Here is a 20453-nt window from a genome sequence, read left to right as displayed (position 1 = left end):
CTCAGACCGTTAAGGGATCCGCCTTGTCGACGTTGATCCCGTAGCGACTGATGGCCTGAGTGATGTTGTCCCGGCCGATCACGCCGTCATCGGCCAGCGCCTTCAAGGCCGCCAGCACGATAAAGTGCCGGTCCACTTCGAAAAACTCACGCAAGGTTTCGCGGGTATCCGATTGCCCGAACCCGTCGGTGCCCAGCGCTACAAAGCGACGGCCGTGGACGAAGGGGCGAACCTGATCGGCGAATAATTTCATGTAGTCCGTGGCCACCACCACCGGCCCGGGATGCCCGGCGAGGCATTCCTCAACGTAACTCGCGCGTGGCTCGCTTTGCGGGTGCAGCAGGTTCCAGCGCTGCGCCGCGTGCCCGTCACGGCGCAGCTCGGTCAGGCTGGTGACGCTCCACACGTCGCTGTGCACGGCGAAGTCCTTTTCGAGCAAGTCGGCCGCGGCGATCACTTCGCGCAAAATCGAGCCACTGCCCATCAATTGCACCTGCGCTTGCGGGTGGCTGCTGAGTCGATACATGCCCTTGAGAATCCCGTGCTCCACGCCATCGGGCATGGCCGGGTGTGGGTAGTTCTCGTTGAGCAGGGTGATGTAGTAGTAAATGTCCTCTTGCTCGACGTACATGCGCCGCATGCCTTCGCGAATGATCACCGCCAGCTCGTAGGCAAACGTCGGGTCATACGATACGCAGCACGGGATCACTGACGACAGAATATGGCTGTGGCCGTCGTCATGCTGCAGGCCTTCGCCCATCAGCGTGGTACGCCCCGCCGTGGCCCCCAGCAGGAACCCGCGCGCCCGCGCATCGCCCGCCGCCCAGGCCAGGTCGCCGACGCGCTGGAAGCCGAACATCGAATAGAAAATGTAGAACGGCACGGTCATCAGGCCGTGGTTGCTGTAGGACGTACTGGCCGCGATCCACGAGGAAATGGCGCCGGATTCGTTCAGGCCTTCCTGCATGATCTGTCCGTCCTTGCTCTCCTTGTAGTAGCTCAGTTGCCCGGCATCCTGTGGGGTGTAAAGCTGACCCACCGCTGAATGGATGCCGATCTGACGGAACAGGCTTTCCATGCCGAAGGTGCGCGATTCATCCGGCACGATTGGCACGATCAGCTTGCCCAGGTGCGGGTCTTTGAGCAGCGTGCCAAGGATGCGCACAAAGGCCATGGTGGTGGAAATGGCGCGCTCGCCCGTGTCTTTGAGTTGGGACGCAAATGCGCTCAGTTCGGGGATTTTTAATGACTCGATGGCGCTGTGGCGCGCGGGCACATAGCCGCCCAGGGCTTGGCGACGCGCGGCGAAGTAGCGGGCTTCTTCGCTGTCGGCAGCGGGCTTGAGGTAGGGGATATCGTCGAGCTGGTCATCCGCCACTTCCAGCCCGAAGCGGTCGCGGAAGGCTTTTACCGCCTCGGCGCCCATTTTCTTCAACTGGTGGTTGATGTTCTGGCCTTCGCCGGCTTCACCCATGCCGAAGCCCTTGACGGTTTTGGCCAGGATCACCGTCGGTTGGCCCTGGTGGCGCACGGCAGCGGCGTAGGCGTTGTAGACCTTGTCCGGGTCATGGCCCCCGCGTGAGAGTTTCCAGATTTCGTCGTCGGACATGTCTGCAACCAGTGCCAGCAACTCCGGGTATTTACCGAAGAAATGCTCGCGTACATAGGCGCCGTTCTGCGATTTGTAATTCTGATAATCGCCGTCCACGCATTCCATCATGCGCTGGCGCAGCAGGCCGCTCTGATCCTTTTCCAGCAGCGCGTCCCAGCCACCGCCCCAGATCACTTTGATCACATTCCAACCGGCGGCGCGGTACAGGCTTTCGAATTCCTGAATCACTTTGGCATTGCCGCGCACCGGGCCGTCCAGGCGTTGCAGGTTGCAGTTGACCACGAAGATCAGGTTGTCGAGTTTCTCGCGACCGGCGAGGGAGATGGCGGCGAGGGACTCGGGCTGGTCCATTTCGCCATCACCGAGGAAGGCCCAGACCTTGCGGCCCTGGTGTTGCTTGAGGTTGCGAAATTCCAGGTAACGCATGAATCTCGCCTGGTAGGCCGCCGTGATCGGCCCCAGCCCCATGGAGACGGTAGGGAATTGCCAGAAGTCCGGCATCAAGCGCGGGTGCGGGTAGGACGATAAACCTTTGCCACCGGCCTCACGGCGGAAGTTGTCCAACTGTGCTTCGCTGATGCGCCCCTCCAGATACGCGCGGCCATAGATGCCAGGAGAGGAGTGGCCCTGGATGTACACCAGGTCGCCGTCGAACGTGTCGGTGCGCCCACGGAAGAAGTGGTCAAAGCCTACGTCGTACAGCACAGCAGCTGACGCATAAGTCGCGATATGCCCACCCACACCGGAATGTTTGCCTGCGCGCAAGACCATGGCCATGGCATTCCAGCGGATAAACGCATTGGTGCGACGCTCGATAGCCAGGTTGCCGGGGTAGGGCAACTGGCGGTCGGCGGGAATGGTGTTGACGTAGGGTGTGGTCACCCGCCCGTAGAAGTCACCATGGCGCGCTACGTCGAAATCCAGCAACTGATCTATCAGGTAATGGGCGCGCGGGCGGCCTTCGGTGGACAGCACCGATTCGATGGACTCCAGCCACTCGCGGGTTTCCTGTGGATCGTCGTCCAGTCTTACAGCGTTATTGGGGGTCATGTGAAGCTCCAGGGTAGGCGGATTTGAAGCAGCGAGCTCCTTGTGGGAGTAGCGCCAATGTAGTTGCAATTGCAACGACATGCCTGAATCTAGCGCGGGATGAGCTACTATTGCAACCTTCTTGAAATTCCCCGGATGGTGTTGCATGTCGTCGAATGAGCCTGATGTATGGTTCCGTTTTGTCAGGGCCCACAGGACGGTCATCCGTGAAATCGAGCGTCGGCTGGCTGAGGCGGGCCTGCCGCCTTACGCCTGGTATGACGCGCTGTGGGGCCTGGAAAGCGGCCCCGAGGGCACTCGCCGTATGCACGAACTGGCCGATGTGCTGGCGATCGAGCGCTATAACCTGACGCGCTTGGTGGACCGTCTGGAAAAGGACGGCCTGGTGGTGCGTTCACGTTCAGACGGCGACGGCCGAGCTGCGTTTGCCTCGATCACCGACGCGGGTCGGGTGCTGCGCAAAAAAATGTGGACGATCTACGAAAGCACCGTCGACGAGTTGTTCCTGTCGCAAATCGAGCCCGAGCAGCGCCAATTGTTTGCCGATGCCCTGGAGCGTACGGCGGGGTTGGCGGTGGAGGCGGGTGTGCACACCCGCAACCGACGCAAGATCTGAGATACGGTGCAGATTCAATGTGGGAGCGGGCGTGCTCGCCAAAGCGGTGTGTCAGAACCCTACCGGTTAACTGAACCACCGCTTTGGCGAGCAAGCCCGCTCCCACATGTTTATCGCGTTTCTCATTCATTCAAGTGGATACCGTTTCATCGCTATTTCCACCTGGTGTGCGTCAATACACCCTTCATCCGCCAACGCCCTCAACGCACACACCACGATCCAAAAACGACTCGGCGCACATGCCTGCACTGAGCCGGCGCCCAGCGCCACAAAACGCGCGTCAACATACGGCCCCAGCTGATCGACAATCGGCTGCGGATAACCAGTGACGGCGATTACCGGGGTGGTATCCCCGGCCAGGCAATCACGCAAATGGCAGCTCTGCCGGGGCGCGATGGGGTGCAGCCGATTCCAGCGCGCAGCGGCCGCAGCCTCGCGGGCCAGTCGCGTGTAGCTGGGGCAACTCCACAGCTGCGCCGTGATGCTCCAGTCCTGTTCAAGCAACTGAGCCGCATGAGCGACTTCCACCAGTGCCCGACCTGCACCGAGCAATCGCACCTCCCCTTGGCGACGTTGGATCGGGTACATGCCTCTGAGCGCATCTTCACGGTCTTGCGCATCCAACGTCACGGCGGTCTCTTGATCATGCAGCGCCAGGTAATAAAACCCGGGCTGGCCGTCGACGTACAACGTGCGCAACCCGGCCAGTACTATCGCGCGGGCTTCCTCACCCGAGGCCGGATCATACGGTGTGCAACGCGGCTGGTTTGCCAGCCACAGCGGTAGCGAGGGTTGCGCGCCTTTGGGCCAGGGCGAAGGTTGGTTCTCGATGTCGTTGCACAGGATGCCGCGCTGCGCGGTCTCATCCGACAACGCACACAGCTGCGCCGACGACGCCGCGCTGTGCAGGTACAGCAGTGGTTTTTCGCCGGTATTACGCGCGAACCAGGTAGGCCAGCTCCCCACGCGTCGGCTGCGTGACTGGCCGCGAATTACCCAGGCTTGCTGGCTGAATTCCAGGGTATTGGCCATGGTCATCACCGTGTACAACGGCGAACTTCGCGATGGTTCGGCGGCGTTCAGTGCGTCAATACACAGCTGCGCGGCGTTAGCGGTAGAGGCGGGCATGGGTTGAAGCTCCAGGCAACAGAGGTTCGTACCCTAATAGAAATGTAGTTGCACATGCAATGATTGCAATCGCACGTCAAACGTTAAACGCTAAATCAACCCAGCGCTGCTACGTTTAATCAGGATGTGCAGGAACGTCATGGCGCAGACATTTTTTCGTCATCACGGCACTTTAGGCTGGCTGTGCGGGTCATTTATTGGCTGCCGCTTTAACCTCACAAGGAGTCCACCATGGACGATTACCAAGAAGAACTGCTGGAGTACCATGCGTTTGAATTGGATCCGCTGGATCCGGTCGATGACGCCACCGAGCTGTAATACCGACTTCAGGCGGAATGCCGCTGACTACGGCGAAATTCCCCTGGGGTCTGGTTGTTCCATCGCCTGAACGCCCTTTGAAAGGCCTGGGCTGAGGCAAAACCGAGCAAGTAGGCGATTTCACCGAACGCCAATTCCGTATCACGAATGTAGGTCATGGCCAGATCGCGACGGGTGTCGTTGAGAATCGCGCGAAACTGCGTGCCTTCTTCGGCCAGTTTGCGGCGCAGGGTCCAGGTGGGCAGCTTCAAGCGTGCCGCCACTTCCTCCAGGTCGGGTTCCCGGCCGCCATTGAGCATCGGCCCCAGCAAACGGGTAATGCGCTCGCGCAGGCTGCGGGTGCGCGTCAACTGCTCCAACTCTGCTTCACACAACTTCAACAACAGCTGCCAGGTACTCGGGCAATGCTGCGGGTTGCGCATCGCCAGGGTTTGCTGGCTCAGGCGCAATTGATTGGCGTCGGCGCCAAAATGCACCGGGCCGTCACCCAGCACGGCGTACTGGTCACAATACGGGGGCGCGTCAAATTCGATGTCGATGCGCTGCGCCTGCACCGGTTGTTGGGCCAAACTGGACAATTGCTGCAGCCAGCCGGCGATGATCGAATCCACCACAAAGCGGTTGTAGGCGTTGTAGGGGCTGATGGAATAGAACCGCAGCCACGCCCCTTCGGCATCTTCGTGAAAACTCGACTGCCCGCGATAGTTGGAGCCGTACAGCGCCTCGAACCGGGTCAATGTGCGCGCCGCTTCACGCACGTTGGGCGCTTGCGCGGCGGTGACCCCTGCAAGGCCCGCCTGGCTCAAGCGGCTGAGCTGGCCCATGCGCAAGCCCAGGCCCGGGTCACCGGTCAGTTGGATGGCCGCATGGCCCAGGCGCATGTAACGCGGGATCGACAGGCGCGCACCGGCTTCGGCGAGGCGCGCTGCGTCCAGGCCGTATTGCAGCAGCAGCGGTTGCGGGTCCAGGCCGTGGCTTTGAATGGCGTCCGCCAGGGTGTGCACGAAGCCCACTGACAGATCCCCGAGGCGCACCGGCTTCAAGGCGTTACAACCAGATATTCAGCAGGCGTGCGCCACGGGCGCCGCTGTCGGCGTTGACTCGCCCGTTGGTGCTGAGAAAGCTGTGCCCGGCAGTGCCCAGATCCCAGAACTGCCCACGCAGGAACACGCTCATGCCGGCGCTTGCCTGGCTGATCGGTTGTTGGCTGATCAGGGTCAGGCGGTGCCAGGCTTCGCCTTCGCTGAGTTCCTCGGGCTTGAGGCTGATTTCGGGTGGCGTCGACACGCTTTTAAACCCGCGCCATGGGCGATCCCATGTCTCGCGGCCGGTCACAAACGCCGGCACGGCGACCAACTGCGCGCCTTGCTCGTTGAGTTTGCGGTAGTTGTCCGGGTACCAGCTGTCGCTGCCGATCAGTATGCCCAGGCGCCCGGCCGGGGTATCGACCACGTTGACGATATTTTCGTCGCCCGGTTGGATAAAACCGCGCTCATCGTAGATCGGGTAGAACTGGCGCTGTGGCTGGCCCATTGGCAAACCGTCGGCACCGAACACCAGGCTGGCGTTATACAGCGGGCCATGACCGACATGCAGTTGGCCTTGTTCGACACTCGGGTTGGGCAGGGTGATGGAGCCGGCCACCAGCGTGACGCCAAACTCTTTGGCCAGGCCGCCGAACAACAGCTGGTAGTCGCGCGCCATGGCGGAGGCTTTCATACGCAGGTAGGCGTCATCCATGCGGTTGTCGCCGGTGGCGCTGATCCATGCGCGCGCAAACTGCAGAGGGTTGCTGGCCGACAGCCAGTTCATCGCGTCTTTTAAATGGGCCGCCTGGTACAACTCGTTTTTTTCGCCGCTGAGCATCAGCCAGGTGCCGATATGTTCGGGCAGGACCACGATGGTCTTTTGATTGATCAGCCCCTGATCACGGGCCTTTTGCAGGTACGCCGCTAGCTTCAGGTGCAGGCGTTCCAGGCTCTGGTAATCGGCGGGGAACAACTCTGGCTGAATGCCGAGCAAGTTGCCACGATCGGCAGGCTCGCCTTCATTGACGGCCAGGGAAATGCGCAGGTCCGACAGGTAGTGCGCCACAGGGCGCTCCTGGGTCCAGACCAGATACGCGGTGACGGCGGCAACCAGGGCCATGACGAGGGTGAACGCTAGAAGTTTACGCATGGGGCAACAGACAACAGACCGTGTGCAGGGTTCGCCGACTAGGGTAGGGCCCAGGCACCTGCTTGCCAAGGGGCGCTGTGCATTTGGATCAATAAGTTGTCAGTTTCAGTCATTGAGCGGCAGTCCATCGCCTCTTAGTCTGTGGGACATAAACCGATGGCGGGCCATTCGAGCCTGCCACGTCCCGTGATGATCCGTTGTGGAGCTGTACCATGACCGCTGCTGCCTACCCGCACCTGCTGGCCCCGTTGGACCTGGGTTTTACCACCTTGCGCAATCGCACCCTGATGGGTTCGATGCACACAGGCCTTGAAGAAAAGCCAGGTGGTTTCGAGCGCATGGCCGCCTATTTTGCCGAGCGCGCCCGTGGCGGTGTCGGCCTGATGGTCACCGGCGGCATTGGCCCGAATGACGAGGGCGGCGTGTATGCCGGTGCAGCCAAGCTGACCACTGACGAGGAAGCGCAGAAGCACAAGATCGTGACCCATGCCGTGCACGAAGCGGGCGGCAAGATCTGCATGCAGATCCTTCACGCCGGGCGGTATGCCTACAGCCCCAAGCAAGTCGCACCGAGCGCGATCCAGGCGCCGATCAACCCGTTCAAGCCCAAGGAACTGGATGAAGAAGGCATCGAAAAGCAGATCCAGGATTTTGTCACCTGCTCGCTGCTGGCCCAGGTCGCCGAATACGACGGCGTGGAAATCATGGGGTCCGAGGGCTACTTCATTAACCAGTTCCTGGCCGCCCACACCAACCACCGCACCGACCGCTGGGGTGGCAGCTACGAGAACCGCATGCGCCTGGCGGTGGAAATCGTGCGCCGCGTACGCGAAGCCGTCGGCCCGAACTTCATCATTATTTTCCGCCTGTCGATGCTCGATCTGGTCGAGGGCGGCAGCAGTTGGGAAGAAATCGTGCAGTTGGCCAAGGCCATCGAGCAAGCCGGTGCGACCCTCATCAACACCGGTATCGGCTGGCACGAAGCGCGTATCCCGACCATCGCCACCAAAGTGCCGCGTGGCGCGTTCAGTAAAGTCACCGCCAAGCTGCGCGGTGCGGTGCAGATTCCGCTGATTACTACCAACCGTATCAATACGCCGGAAGTTGCCGAGCAGATCCTCGCCGAGGGCGATGCCGACATGGTCTCAATGGCGCGGCCGTTCCTGGCTGACCCGGAGTTCGTCAACAAGGCGGCTGCCGGCCGCGCCGATGAAATCAATACCTGCATCGGCTGCAACCAGGCCTGCCTGGACCACACCTTTGGCGGCAAGCTGACCACCTGCCTGGTCAACCCGCGCGCTTGCTACGAAACCGAGTTGAACTACCTGCCGGTCAAGCAGATCAAGAAAATCGCCGTGGTCGGCGCCGGTCCTGCGGGCCTGGCAGCGGCTACCGTGGCGGCGGAGCGCGGCCATCAAGTGACCTTGTTCGATTCCGCCAGCGAAATCGGCGGCCAGTTCAATATCGCCAAGCGCGTGCCGGGCAAAGAGGAGTTCTTTGAAACCCTGCGCTACTTCAAGCGCAAATTGCAGACCACCCACGTCGAGGTGTGCCTCAACACCCGTGTGGATGTCGCGCAACTGGCGGCGGGCGGGTATGACGAGATTATCCTGGCCACCGGCATTGCGCCGCGTACGCCAGCGATTCCAGGCATCGACAACGCCAAGGTGCTGAGCTACCTGGACGTGATTCTTGAGCGCAAGCCGGTGGGCAAGCGCGTGGCGGTGATCGGCGCTGGCGGTATCGGCTTTGACGTCTCTGAATTTCTGGTGCACGCAGGCGTGTCCACCAGCCTGGACCGCGAAGCGTTCTGGAAAGAGTGGGGCATCGACACGCAACTGCAAGCCCGTGGCGGCGTGGCCGGCATCAAGCCTGCGCCGCATGCGCCGGCGCGTGAAGTGTTCCTGCTGCAACGCAAAACCTCCAAGGTCGGCGACGGCCTGGGCAAGACCACCGGCTGGATCCATCGCACAGGCCTGAAGAACAAGCGTGTGCAGATGCTCAACAGCGTCGAATACCTGAGCATCGATGACCAGGGTCTGCATATCCGCATCGGCGCCGACGGCGAGCCGCAGCTGCTGGCGGTCGACAACATCGTCATCTGCGCCGGGCAAGACCCGCTGCGCGAATTGCAGGACGGCCTAATCGCCGCTGGCCAGAACGTGCACCTGATCGGCGGCGCCGACGTGGCGGCCGAGCTGGATGCCAAGCGCGCCATCAACCAGGGCTCGCGCCTCGCCGCCGAGTTGTAAGACGAAATAAGGGGCGGTGGTAGACTGCCGCCCCTTTTTTCGTTCAGAGGCCTCCCGATGGGCCCTTTCGACTGGCTTCCCCACGCGCCCCTTGAACTGTTGCAGCTGGATTGGCTGAACGGCGTCGAGGTGGCTGTGCTACGCCTGGATTGCATCGACCCGCTGATCAGCGGCAACAAGTGGTTCAAGCTCACCCAGCACCTGGCCGATGCCCAGGCGGCCGGAGCCCGCGGAGTCATCAGCCTCGGCGGCGCGCACTCCAACCACTTGCACGCGCTGGCGGCAGCCGGCAAACGCTTCGGTTTTCCGACCGTGGGCCTGTTGCGCGGCCATCCTCAAGACACACCCACTGTGCTCGACCTGAAAGCCTTTGGCATGCAGCTGCATTGGCTCGGCTACGGCGGCTATCGCGCGCGGCATGCGGCGGATTTCTGGTTGCCGTGGCACGCACAATACCCGCAACTTTACCCAGTGCCGGAAGGCGGCGGTGGAATGGCCGGTGCCTTGGGTTGCGCGGTATTGGTCGACCAAGTGCGCGCGCAATTGAATACCCTCGGCTGGGCCGACTACGACGCCTGGTGGTTGGCGGCGGGCACCGGTACGACCCTGGCCGGGTTGACGTTGGCCGAGGCGGGCGCGCACGCAGTCTTTGGCGCGATGGCGGTGCCGGATGACCACGGCGTCGCTCAAAACGTGCAGGCTATCGTGCAGCAAGGCTATGAATTGGTGGACGCAAGCCGAGGCGGTTTCGCCAAGGTCGATCCGTTATTGCTTGAGTTCATGCACGCCACGGAGCAGGCCAGTGGTTTGCCGCTGGAGCCGCTTTACACCGCCAAGGCCTTGCTGGCGCTGAAGCAGCAACTCGAGGCTGGGCGTTTTCCCCCCGGCACTCGTCTGATCTTCGTGCATACCGGCGGCCTGCAAGGTCGTCGTGGGTTTACTGCCTAGCGCAAATCCGTGGGTGGGAGCGGGCGTGCTCGCCAATGAGGTGGGTCAGTACAAATGAGCTGACTGACCCAACGCATTCGCGAGCAAGCCCGCTCCCACATTGGCTTTTCATTGAAGCCAGGTATATCCGGTGTTGCTGTGCTTTTGTCCGGCCATTGCTTCACTCAGGTCGGCTACCCGGCCGCGATAGCGCTGCATCAATCGACCCATTTGGTGGCTGATCCACCGCCCTTGCGCCCAAGCCCGCTTCCACCCGGCATCATGCGCAGCGCCGTGTTATCGCGGATCACGTAATGGTGCAGGATCCCCGCCAATGCATGCAGCCCGATCAGCCAGTAGCCGATCTTGCCGAACAGCACGTGCCAGCCCTCGATTTCTTTGGCCAGCGCCTTGTTTTCAGCGATCAACGGCGGCAGCTCAATGCCATAGAACATCACCGAATGCCCCTCGGCACTGACGATCAGCCAGCCGGCGATCGGCATGCCGATCATCAACGCATACAGCGCAACGTGCATCAGCGTGGCCAACAGGCTTTGCCATTGCGGGGGCGCTGGCACGATTTTCGGCGCAACGCCCAGGCTGCGCGCGAACAGGCGTAGCCACACCAGCACAAACACAGTGAGGCCAAACATGAAGTGCATTTCGACGATCAACGTACGCGCGCCACTGCCTTTGGGAAACTGGCCGCGTAACTCTATGCAGGCGTAAACCACTGCCAGTAGCACCACCATCAACCAGTGCAGCGCAATCGACATGGTGCTGTAGCGTGTATCGGAGTTTTTCCACGGCATCGCTGTGTTCCTCACTCATCAGGGCAAACCTCCGTTCTTGGTGACGGAGTCCTTTAACTGTATGCCGGTTTTGAGCGCTTTGCCTGGCGTAAATGCCGTTGTTTTGACCTCTGTCAGTGGCTTTGCGGCATTTCACCGCGCGCCAGGCGCCGGTTGATATCGGTGATGACGGCGGGCAGGTCGTTGAGGGTGTCGATCAGATAGTGCGGGCGCGCGCCTTTGAACATCGCCTCGATGCGCTCGCGTTCGCGGGCCAGGGTGCTGCTGTCCAGGGCACGAAATTGCTCGTAGGTCAGGCCCAGGGCATTGCCCGAGCAAGTCAGCGCCACGGTCCACATTCCGGCGCGACGGCCCTCGAGAATGCCGGGCACGGTGTCGTCGACCTTCACGCAGGCCGCCACATCATCGATGCCGAGCGCGATCACGTTGGCCAGTGCCTGGGCCGGCCATGGGCGGCCGTTGGGCACTTCGTCGGTGGCGACCACGTGATCGGCGAGGTAGCCGTTGGTGGCGGCCAGGGCGACGACCTTGTCCATTACTTGCTTGGGGTAGCCGGAGCAAGAGCCGATCTTGATGCCTTGCGCACGCAGCCGGGCGATGGTGTCGAGTGCGCCTGGGATCAGCGCCGAGTGTTCGGCGATTTTCTCGATCTGCAACGGCATGAAGCGCTCATAGAGGGCGGTCACGTCGTCGTCGGTCGGTGTGCGATCGAAGACCTTGCGGTAACGTTCGGCCACTTGAGGCTGATCGCAGAGGGTGCGGATATGGTCCCACTTGCCCATGCCCATCGGGCCTCGGGCTTCTTCGATGGACACGTGCACGTCAAACTCGGCGAAGGCTTCGACAAAAATCTGCGTGGGGGCGAAGGAGCCGAAGTCGACCACGGTGCCGGCCCAATCGAGGATAACGGCCTGGAGAGTGTTGGGGTTCTGGTAATTCATGGTGCAGATCCTGGGGGTAATGGGGGAAATCAAATGTCCAGCACTTCCATTTCTTGCAACACCTGCGCGATCGCCTTGACCGCGGCGCGCATGCCGGCCGCATCGACGTGGCCGATACAGCCCACGCGGAAGGTTTCCACTTGGGTCAATTTGCCGGGATACAGGATGAAGCCCTTGGCCTTGACCCGCTCATAGAACGCCTTGAACTGGTAACGCGGGTCCTTTGGCGCATGAAAGGTGACGATGATCGGCGCCTGGATCGCTGCCGGCAGGAAGCTGCGCAGGCCCAGTTCGGCCATGCCATCGAGCAGCGCCTGACAGTTGCGTGTATAGCGCTGGTGACGCGCAGGCAGGCCGCCTTCTTCGTGATATTGCAGCAACGCTTCGTGCAGGGCGGCGACCACGTGCGTTGGCGGGGTGAAGCGCCATTGCCCGGTCCTGGCCATGTAGCTGTGCTGGTCGAACAGGTCCATCGCCAGGGAGTGGCAGTTACCTTGGGCGGCGGCCAGCGACTGTTTGTCGGCAAACACAAAACCCATGCCCGGCACGCCCTCCAGGCATTTGCCCGAGGCTGCTATCAGTGCCTCGAACGGCACTTCGCGAGCGTCAATTGGCAGCGCACCGAAGGAACTCATGGCGTCGATGATCAGGCGCTTGCCGTGGCTGTTCACCACCTCGGCAATCGGCGGCAGCGGGTTGAGAATGCCGGTGCTGGTCTCGCAGTGGATCAGCGCCACGTGGGTAATGGCCGGGTCGGCGCGCAGCAGACGTTCCACATCGGCCGCAGTGGTCGGTTCATCCTCGGCGGTTTCAAAGGTACTGAATGGGCGGCCGAGCACTTCGCAGATCCTGGCCAGGCGCTTGCCGTAGGCGCCGTTGATCAATACCAGCACCTTGCCACTACGCGGCACCAGGGTGCCGATGGCGGCTTCGACGGCAAAGGTGCCGCTGCCTTGCAGGGGCACGCAGTGATGGCTGTCGGCAGCGTTGAGGATCGCCAGCAACTGCTCGCAGACGCTGGCGGTGAGTTGGTTGAATCGCTGGTCCCATGAACCCCAATCCACCAGCATGGCCTGACGCGTACGCACGGCCGTGGTCAGGGGGCCGGGTGTGAGCAGAATGGGCGCGGCGGTGGTCATCTCAAGTCCTCGCAAGTCTTGGGGAAGCTACGGCGCCTAAAGTGCAGTTTGGCTTGTTATCAATCAAATTGTTTGTTGTTATGCGAGCTATCAGTGAGGCCGATAGCTATGAACTTGTTCCAACTGCGTGCATTCGATGCCGTAGCCCGCGAGGGCAGTTTCACCCGGGCGGCGGCGCGGCTGTTTATCAGCCAGCCGGCGGTGACCGGGCACATCAAGGCTCTGGAGGAGCACTACCAGATCCCGTTGTTACGGCGTACGGCGCGGCGGGTGGAGTTGACCGAGGAGGGCACGCGCCTGGCGGCGATCACCCGCGCGATCTTCGGTCTGGTGGACGAGGCCCAGACCCTGCTGGAAGCCAATCGTCAGCTGCTCACCGGGCGCCTGGAGGTGGCGGCCGACGGCCCGCATCTGGTGATGCCGATGATCGCCAGGTTACGTGCGCGCTACCCAGGCATCACCGTGAACCTGCGCTTGGGCAATGCTCAGGAAACCCTGGCGGCGCTGTTGTCCGAGCATGCGGATGTGGCGGTGCTCACCGAGGTGGAACCGCGCAATGGCCTGCACCTGCAAGCCCTGAACGAATCGCGCATCTGCGCCTTGGTGCCGGCAGGGCACCCGTGGCTGGCCGACCCTGCGGGCATTCGCCTTGAGCAATTGCACGAAGTGATCATGGTGCTTCGCGAGCCCGGCTCGATTACCCGGCGCACCTTCGACAGCGCGTGCGCCAGCGCCGCTGTGCAGCCCAAGGTCTTGCTCGAACTGGACAGCCGTGAGGCGGTGACCGAAGCCGTCGCCGCTGAACTGGGCGTGGGGGTGGTGTCGTCAATGGAGGTCAGCCGCGATCCGCGCGTGCACGCCATACCCCTGCAGGGCGACGGGCTGGTCAACCGGCACATGCTCGGTTGCATGGAGCGGCGCCGTTCACTGCGCCTTATCCAGGCGTTTTTCGAGTTGGCGTCTTGACAGTTTTTTGCTGGAACGATTTTTTTTTGCCCTATAAACTCTGCCCCCAAAGCGCCGGCCAGTAGACGTTTCGGCGCGATGGACAAAAGAGAGTGAGTCATGGGCGCACAGTGGAAAGTCAAACATAAAGAAGCGGCATCCAATGCCAAGGGCAAGATCTTCGGCAAGCTGGTGAAGGAAATCACCATCGCCGCCCGCAACGGTGCCGACACCGCGACCAACGCCCACCTGCGTCTGGTGGTTGAGCAAGCCAAAAAGGCCTCGATGCCCAAGGAAACCCTGGAGCGCGCGATCAAAAAAGGCGCCGGCCTGCTGGGTGAAACCGTGCAGTACCACCGTGTGACCTACGAAGGGTTCGCCCCGCACCAGGTGCCGCTGATCGTCGAGTGCGTGACCGATAACATCAACCGCACCGTGGCGGAAATCCGCGTGGCGTTCCGCAAAGGTCAGTTGGGTGCTTCGGGCTCTGTGGCCTGGGACTTCAACCACGTCGGCCTGATCGAAGCGTCGCCGGACACCTCGGACGCTGATCCGGAAATGGCGGCTATCGAAGCCGGCGCCCAGGATTTCGAAGACGGCGAAGAAGAGGGCACCACCCTGTTCATCACCGAAACCACCGACCTGGATGCCGTGCAGAAGGCCCTGCCGGAGCAGGGGTTCACGGTGTTGTCGGCCAAGCTGGGCTACATCTCGAAGAACCCGGTGAGTGGTTTGACCGATGAGCAGATGGCCGAAGTCGAAGCCTTCCTGGAAGGCCTGGACAACCATGACGACGTGCAGGATATGTTCGTCGGCCTGGCTGGCTGATTTATCGCTGAATAGAACGCGGTAAAAAATGTGGGAGCGGGCTTGCTCGCGAATGCAATGTGTCAGTCACCCAATCAGTGATTGACACTACGCATTCGCGAGCAAGCCCGCTCCCACATTTGATCAGTGGTGTGGCAAAGCTTGCAGCAAGGTCTCGATCTCTTCGAAGCCTGGCCGCGCCAACACATCAGGCTGGCAGCAGCGTTTTTGCAGCGCCACCAACGCCTGGTCGTTGAACGGCGTGTCAACCCGCGCCAGCAACTCCCCCAGCAACACCCCAAACGCGCGCACTTCAATACGCTGCAACGCCTGGGTTTCCAAGGTGTCCGCCGTGGCATGGAACGACGCCGCGCCAAAATCCCCGAGCAAACAATCACCCTCGGCATTCCACAGAATGTTGTGGCCATACAGGTCGCCATGGGTAATGCCGTGGCGGTGCAGATGGGCCGCCACCGACGCTATGCCGCGCGCCATGCGCAAGGCCACTTGGGGGCTGAAGCGCGTGTCGGGCGCGTAGATATCGCGCGTACAGGACGCCAGGCTCGGCAGTGCGGCAAGGTTGCGATAACTCGGGTCGATCAGGTCCATCACCAGTGCGGCCTGGTCATCGGGATGGCCCACCACGCGGCCTTCCACCTTGATCAGGTTGGGGTGCAGCCCGGCGGCGATGCAGGCCTGCATTTCGTGCAGCGGAGAGCCGTCGCTGGTGATCGTGCCTTTGTACAGTTTGACTGCGACAGACATCCCCCGCGGTCGCCACGCCGCCTTGCGAATGATCCCCGAGGCGCCTTCGCCCAGCACGTCACCCAGTTCCAGTTCCGACCAGGGAATGTTCGGTGTCGCGTCATCGCCCGCCACATCCACGGCCATTTCCACCGGGTTACCGGCATAGGCCAGCCAGGTCAGGCTCGGCAGCGTCAGCAGCCACTGCGGCAGTTGAGTCAGGCGGTTGGCGGCGATGCGGATCAGTTCCAGGTTGTGGCAGTTGGCCAGGCTTTGCGGCAGGTGCGCCAATTGGTTGCCGGCCAACATCAGTTTTTGCAGCAACGGCCGCTCGCCCAATTCGTTGGGCAATTGGCTGATGCAGTTATCCGTGAGGATCAGCCAGCGCAACTGCGGCGGCAGGGCGGCGGCGGGCACGTGGCTGATCCGGTTGGCCTTGAAGCCGATCATGCTCAGCTGTGCGCACTGGCCCAGGCACGCCGGCAGCTCGGTGAAGGCGTTGTCGGAGCAGAACAGCACGCGCAGGTGCGACAGGCGATGCAGGTCGTCGGGCAGGCTGCTCAGGGCGTTGCCCGTGAGGTTGAGGATTTCCAGGGAGTCGGCCAGTTCGAAGATTTCCCGCGGGAATTCGGTCAGCCCGCAGGACAGGTCCAGGCGCGTGATGCCGGCCAGTTGGCCGGCCTTGAGTTGGGCGAGGGTATTCATGAACGGCGCAGTCACTCGGCAAGAGGGCGTAAAAAGGCGCTCATGATACCGGGTGAGGCGCCGGTTGCGGGCAGACGGTTTGCAATTGGTTCAGACGGCTCGCGGTGCGAGCCAGGTCGATGGCCTGCCCTTCAAGGGCATGCGCCAAGGGGTGTTGGCCGATCAGCGTCAGGCGTTTGTCCTGGTCGTACAGCACGTCCACCAGGTTGATAAACCGCTGTTGCACGGCGATCGGGCAGTCTGCCAACTGGGGCAGCCCGTCGACAATCCAGTGGTCGAAGTCCTCGCAGAGCAGCAAGTAATCCATCACGGCCGTGAGTTGTTCGCACAGGTCGTTGAAGGTGAACGCGATGGTTGGCGCCTGATGGTGGCGACATATCAGCTGACAATTGCCGACGGTCAGGCTTTGCGCCGGGCAATCGGTGGCGGGCAGCCCGAGCATTTCACGCTGGGCGGGCGTGCCCGGCCAAACATACTGGCCGGCGGTGAAATGCTGCTCGGCATGCGCTTGGGGCAAGCTGCGAAAATCCTCGGGTGAGCTGACCTCCAGCACGTCCATCCGCGCGGCAATCAGGTCGATCACCGGCTTGAAGCGTTCGTGGTACAGCGGGTTGGGCAGCAGCCCCTCGGGCGCATAGTTTGAGGTCACCAGCACCAGCACGCCGCGCGCGAACAAGGCTTTGAACAGCCGGCTGATAAGCATGGCATCGCCGATATCGTGAACATGGAATTCGTCGAAACACAGCACCCGGCATCCCGCCAACAGCTCATCGAGGGTCACGCCCAGGGCGTCGTCGTGCTCACGGTGCGCAAACATGCCCCGATGCAGGCGGGCAAAAAACGCATGGAAGTGCACGCGCTGTTTGTCGGCAATCGGCAGCGCCTGGAAAAACCCATCGAGCAGCCAGCTTTTGCCGCGCCCCACCGGGCCGTGCAGGTACAGGCTGCGCGTTGCACGGTTGGCGAGCAGGTGCTGGGTCTCGCGGGCGAGGGCGGCAATCGCCCGGGTTTGGCCTGCGCTCAGGGTATAGCCCTGTTGCCTGGCCTTGTTCTCAAAGAACGCTGGGATAGGCGAGGGGTCAAGGACGGCGGTTTTTTTGCCCAGCAAACGCTGAATCAGGGGAAGCACAGCCAATGCAAGTCACTCTGTCGTGCGGTGGTCGCCCACTTTAGGGCGCCCGAGGCGATTTGACCAATAGAGAAGCGCGCCGCCAGCTATCTCGAAAAAGCATGGCGAGGGGGTAGTCCTGGGCAAACTGGCGGTTTCTCCTTAAATGGCTAACCTCATACACAGTTGTCACCCCTGTATAAGGAATTGGGGCAGTGAAGGGACGAGCAGTATTGGCAGTCATGGGCGCCATACTCTGTAACACGGTTTACGCTGCGCAACTTCAGGTAGAAGTGCGCATCGACGTGCAACGGGGCTGCCAGCTGGTGGGCATCACCCGCGATGCGGGTATCGAGCAGCTGGGCGTGTTGGACTTTGGCAGCGGCCCGCGTCTGGATGACCCGGCCGGCCCCTTGAGTGCGGCCTTGATCAGCCAGCGCCAGCCGCGCCTGGAATGCAACCCGGACACACCCTATCAAATGCGCGTTGACGGCGGCCTGCATGGCGGCGTCGGCGAAGTACGCTACCTCAGCGCCGCGACCCCCTCGAGTAAACCTATTCCCTATCGCCTTTACGCCGACGCCGCGCGACGTATTGCCTTGCCCGTGAATGAACCGCTCAGTGGCCGCGTGCCGGACTCGGGCAGCGTCGACTTGCCCTTATATGGCCGCATCGAACCGCTCAAGGACATCCCCGCCGTCGGCCGCTACACCGACCTGCTCAAGGTCACGGTCACATGGTAAGCCGGGGCTGGGCCCTCGTGGCCATGGGCGGCCTGTTGCTGCTGGCAGAAGACGCCCAGGCGGCCGTGGCCGGGCAGATTCATGCGCGGCTGGTAATAACCGCCAGTTGTGAGGTGAGCAAAGGCGCCGCAAGCGCGCCCGTGAGCCCCGCGGGCGGCACGGCAATGCTCGACTTTGGCAGCCAGGGCCCGACCTGGAGCAACCCACTGGGCGCAGCCGTTTCCGATGGCGACAAGGCGCCGCTGTCGGTGTCCTGCAACCCCTCGGTGGTCAGCAGTTTCACCGTGACGATCGACGGCGGCGCGCACGGCGATGGCACCACGCGACGCTTGAGCAACGGGCGTCAGACCATCCCGTATCGGCTGTCGGCCGATCCGCTGGGCCAGAGCACTTACAGCATTGGCCAACAACGCAATTTCGTCGTGACCAAGGGCACACAAGTACCGATCCCGGTATTCGGCTCGGTGGTGGCGAATACCAGGGCCCTACCGGCCGGCATCTACACAGACACCCTGACGGTGACTCTGGATTGGTAAATCATGAGGATTAACATCATGCATGCACTTGTATCGAAAGCAGTTTTTCCATTGATGGCGCTGGTGTGGGTGTCGGGTACGCAGGCGGCCACGGTCGCCGGCACCGTCACCGCAACGCTGGTGCTGACCAGCAGCTGCCAGGTCAATGGTGCGGCGGCCACCGGCGGGATGAGCTTCGGTAACCTGAACTTCGGTACGGCCAACAGCCTGTTCACTGAAGCCGACGGCCAGGTGCTGGGCGGCGGCGGTGGCGCGTTGTCGATTCTGTGTTCGGCGGGCACTTCACCAACGCTGACCGTGTCTGCCGGCGCCAACGACGGCAAGTCCGTGGGCGGTGGTCGCGCGCTGTACGACGGTGTGGCCAATTACGTGCCGTATGACCTGTTCACCGACAGTGGCCATTCCAATTTGCTCGCCATCGGTGGGGTGATCAACCTGGCACCCAGCACGGGCGTGGCCCAGGCCGTGAATATTTACGGTAAGGCCAACGGCAAGGCCGGGCTGCCGGCCGGGACTTACACCGACACGGTCAACGTGACGCTGACGTTCTAAGTGCCATGAGCCGGGCAGGGTGGGCGGCGTGTGTGGTGTGCATCGGCTGGGGCATGCCGGTGTCGCTGCTGGCGGTGACCAGTCAGTCGTTCCAGGTCAGCGCGACCATCACCCCTGGATGCCTGGTGGTGGGTGGCGGGACGAACTACGGCAGCCTGGCCTTTGGCACTTATTCGGCCCTGGCGACCAGCACGGCGTCTGTCGCACTCACGGGGGGCGTGACCCTGCAATGTACGCCGGGGGTTGCGCTGAGCATGAGTGTCGATGGCGGATTGCACAACAACAGCGGTCGGCGGATGCAGCTCAATAGCGGCACTGCTCAAGTGGCTTATCAGCTGTTTCGGGACGCGGCGTTCAGCCAGAGCCTGGGCATCAGTCAAAGCGTGAGCGTGGCCTACACCAACGCAGCCAGCATCACCTTGCCGATTTATGGGCGAGTGCAGTTACCGGGTAATACGCCTGGGGGGACGTACAGCGACACGTTGCAGGTGCAGCTGTCGTGGTAAGGCGATTGGCAATGAGGAGTAAGACTTATGTATGCAGCTTCCCGGCACTGGTGGGCAGCAGGTTTGAGCGCGTTGTGGGCGTTGACGGCAGGGCAGGCGCAGGCGGCCAGCTCGGTGCTGATCTGGCCGATTGACCCGGTGCTGGAGGCCGACCAACAGGCCAGCGCCCTGTGGCTGGAAAATCGCGGCACGGAGACCGCCAACCTGCAAATCCGCGTGTTTGCCTGGACCCAGAGCGGTTTTGATGAGCAGTACCAGAACCAGCGCGACGTGATCGGCAGCCCGCCGGTGGCGAAAATCGAGCCGGGGCAGAAACAGCTGGTGCGCCTGACCCGGACCAAAGAGGTGCCGCCGGGCCGGGAACTGGCCTACCGGATCATCATCGATGAAATCCCCCCGGCCGCGCCGCCTGCGGCCCCGGCTGATGGCAAGACGGCCGCTGCGATTCGCTTCCAGATGCGCTATTCGGTGCCGCTGTTCGCCTATGGCCCGGGCCTTTGGAGCAAGGTAGATGGCACCCGCGAGCGCGACCCCAAAAGTGCCGGCAAGCCGGACCTGAGTTGGAAAAAGGTCACAGTGGGTGGGCGCAACTACGTCGAAATGCGCAACCAGGGCGCCGTGCATGCACGCTTGACCGACGCCACGTTCAAACAGGGCGGTCAGCCGCGGCCGCTGGTGGAAGGCCTGATGGGCTATGTGCTGCCGGGCGCAACCATGCGCTGGCCGGTGCCGGAGGGCCTGCCGGCTGATCAGCCGCTGCAGGTGCGAGTCAATGGTGCGACGCAATTGGAGAACCTTGCACCGGGGCGATAAATCAGTGCGGTAGGGCATGGA

At 62.3% G+C, this 20453-nt stretch carries 19 protein-coding genes; 10 read left to right on the top strand and 9 right to left on the bottom strand.

Annotation, left to right across the window (positions count from 1 at the left end; translation table 11 throughout):
• Position 1: 1 nt before the first annotated feature.
• Entirely contained in the window at positions 2-2662 is a 2661-nt protein-coding gene (aceE, locus tag AACU78_RS27990) for a pyruvate dehydrogenase (acetyl-transferring), homodimeric type (RefSeq protein ID WP_106578840.1), read from the bottom strand.
• A 145-nt stretch (positions 2663-2807) separates the two neighbouring features.
• Here aceE and AACU78_RS27985 point away from each other — a divergent pair, with 145 nt between their 5' ends.
• Entirely contained in the window at positions 2808-3278 is a 471-nt protein-coding gene (locus tag AACU78_RS27985) for a MarR family winged helix-turn-helix transcriptional regulator (protein ID WP_106578839.1), read from the top strand.
• A gap of 126 nt (positions 3279-3404) precedes the next feature.
• Here the strand turns inward: AACU78_RS27985 and AACU78_RS27980 are convergent, their stop codons facing one another.
• From AACU78_RS27980 to AACU78_RS27970, 3 genes are all read right to left on the bottom strand, one after another.
• Complete coding sequence (locus tag AACU78_RS27980; protein ID WP_106578838.1) at positions 3405-4406, bottom strand: transketolase-like TK C-terminal-containing protein; 1002 nt, start codon at positions 4404-4406, stop codon at positions 3405-3407.
• Positions 4407-4732: 326 nt separating this feature from the next.
• On the bottom strand, positions 4733-5767 hold the full coding sequence (locus tag AACU78_RS27975; protein ID WP_106578837.1) for an AraC family transcriptional regulator: 1035 nt from the start codon (positions 5765-5767) through the stop codon (positions 4733-4735).
• A 4-nt stretch (positions 5768-5771) separates the two neighbouring features.
• Complete coding sequence (locus tag AACU78_RS27970) at positions 5772-6902, bottom strand: carbon-nitrogen hydrolase family protein (RefSeq protein ID WP_106578836.1); 1131 nt, start codon at positions 6900-6902, stop codon at positions 5772-5774.
• 212 nt (positions 6903-7114) lie between these two features.
• On the opposite strand from AACU78_RS27970, the gene AACU78_RS27965 reads away from it, so the two are divergent.
• Positions 7115-9154 (top strand): NADPH-dependent 2,4-dienoyl-CoA reductase, encoded by a 2040-nt coding sequence (locus AACU78_RS27965; protein ID WP_106578835.1) that lies wholly within the window; start codon positions 7115-7117, stop codon positions 9152-9154.
• 57 nt (positions 9155-9211) lie between these two features.
• Complete coding sequence (locus AACU78_RS27960) at positions 9212-10102, top strand: 1-aminocyclopropane-1-carboxylate deaminase/D-cysteine desulfhydrase (RefSeq protein ID WP_106578834.1); 891 nt, start codon at positions 9212-9214, stop codon at positions 10100-10102.
• Positions 10103-10299: 197 nt separating this feature from the next.
• On the opposite strand, the gene AACU78_RS27955 is transcribed toward AACU78_RS27960, so the two are convergent.
• The 3 genes from AACU78_RS27955 to AACU78_RS27945 form a co-directional block, all read right to left on the bottom strand.
• Entirely contained in the window at positions 10300-10893 is a 594-nt protein-coding gene (locus AACU78_RS27955) for a cytochrome b (RefSeq protein WP_106578833.1), read from the bottom strand.
• 113 nt (positions 10894-11006) lie between these two features.
• Positions 11007-11834: a phosphonoacetaldehyde hydrolase gene (phnX, locus tag AACU78_RS27950; protein WP_106578832.1), complete on the bottom strand. Its 828-nt coding sequence runs from the start codon at positions 11832-11834 to the stop codon at positions 11007-11009.
• A 29-nt stretch (positions 11835-11863) separates the two neighbouring features.
• On the bottom strand, positions 11864-12973 hold the full coding sequence (locus tag AACU78_RS27945) for a 2-aminoethylphosphonate--pyruvate transaminase (RefSeq protein WP_106578831.1): 1110 nt from the start codon (positions 12971-12973) through the stop codon (positions 11864-11866).
• A gap of 108 nt (positions 12974-13081) precedes the next feature.
• Between AACU78_RS27945 and AACU78_RS27940 the strand changes: the two genes are divergently transcribed.
• Together AACU78_RS27940 and AACU78_RS27935 are read left to right on the top strand one after the other, a co-directional pair.
• The gene (locus AACU78_RS27940; RefSeq protein WP_106578830.1) at positions 13082-13939 is read left to right on the top strand and encodes a LysR substrate-binding domain-containing protein; all 858 of its coding nucleotides are present in this window, start codon (positions 13082-13084) and stop codon (positions 13937-13939) included.
• Between the two features lie 99 nt (positions 13940-14038).
• Complete coding sequence (locus tag AACU78_RS27935) at positions 14039-14746, top strand: YebC/PmpR family DNA-binding transcriptional regulator (RefSeq protein ID WP_106578829.1); 708 nt, start codon at positions 14039-14041, stop codon at positions 14744-14746.
• A gap of 123 nt (positions 14747-14869) precedes the next feature.
• On the opposite strand, the gene AACU78_RS27930 is transcribed toward AACU78_RS27935, so the two are convergent.
• Positions 14870-16174, bottom strand: a complete 1305-nt coding sequence (locus AACU78_RS27930; RefSeq protein WP_106578961.1) for a protein kinase — start codon at positions 16172-16174, stop codon at positions 14870-14872.
• A gap of 40 nt (positions 16175-16214) precedes the next feature.
• A complete protein-coding gene (gene zapE, locus AACU78_RS27925; RefSeq protein ID WP_106578828.1) occupies positions 16215-17309 on the bottom strand; it encodes a cell division protein ZapE in 1095 nt (364 codons plus the stop codon).
• A 188-nt stretch (positions 17310-17497) separates the two neighbouring features.
• Between zapE and AACU78_RS27920 the strand changes: the two genes are divergently transcribed.
• The 5 genes from AACU78_RS27920 to AACU78_RS27900 are packed head-to-tail and all read left to right on the top strand — an operon-like array spanning position 17498 to position 20432.
• Positions 17498-18025 (top strand): Csu type fimbrial protein, encoded by a 528-nt coding sequence (locus AACU78_RS27920; protein WP_106578827.1) that lies wholly within the window; start codon positions 17498-17500, stop codon positions 18023-18025.
• Positions 18019-18561 carry a Csu type fimbrial protein gene (locus AACU78_RS27915; protein WP_106578826.1) on the top strand — a complete coding sequence of 181 codons (543 nt, stop codon included), beginning with the start codon at positions 18019-18021 and terminating at the stop codon, positions 18559-18561. The genes AACU78_RS27920 and AACU78_RS27915 overlap by 7 nt, the downstream gene beginning before the upstream one ends.
• Before the next feature lie 18 nt (positions 18562-18579).
• Positions 18580-19113 (top strand): Csu type fimbrial protein, encoded by a 534-nt coding sequence (locus AACU78_RS27910; protein ID WP_106578825.1) that lies wholly within the window; start codon positions 18580-18582, stop codon positions 19111-19113.
• A 5-nt stretch (positions 19114-19118) separates the two neighbouring features.
• The gene (locus tag AACU78_RS27905; RefSeq protein ID WP_371924160.1) at positions 19119-19619 is read left to right on the top strand and encodes a Csu type fimbrial protein; all 501 of its coding nucleotides are present in this window, start codon (positions 19119-19121) and stop codon (positions 19617-19619) included.
• 27 nt (positions 19620-19646) lie between these two features.
• On the top strand, positions 19647-20432 hold the full coding sequence (locus tag AACU78_RS27900; RefSeq protein WP_106578824.1) for a fimbrial biogenesis chaperone: 786 nt from the start codon (positions 19647-19649) through the stop codon (positions 20430-20432).
• The last annotated feature ends 21 nt before the right edge of the window (positions 20433-20453 follow it).

This window comes from Pseudomonas sp. R9.37 (assembly GCF_963878885.1).
Taxonomy (GTDB): Bacteria; Pseudomonadota; Gammaproteobacteria; order Pseudomonadales; family Pseudomonadaceae; genus Aquipseudomonas.
The sequence above is the reverse complement of the archived record's forward strand: the minus strand, read 5'-3'. Positions and strand labels throughout refer to the sequence as shown.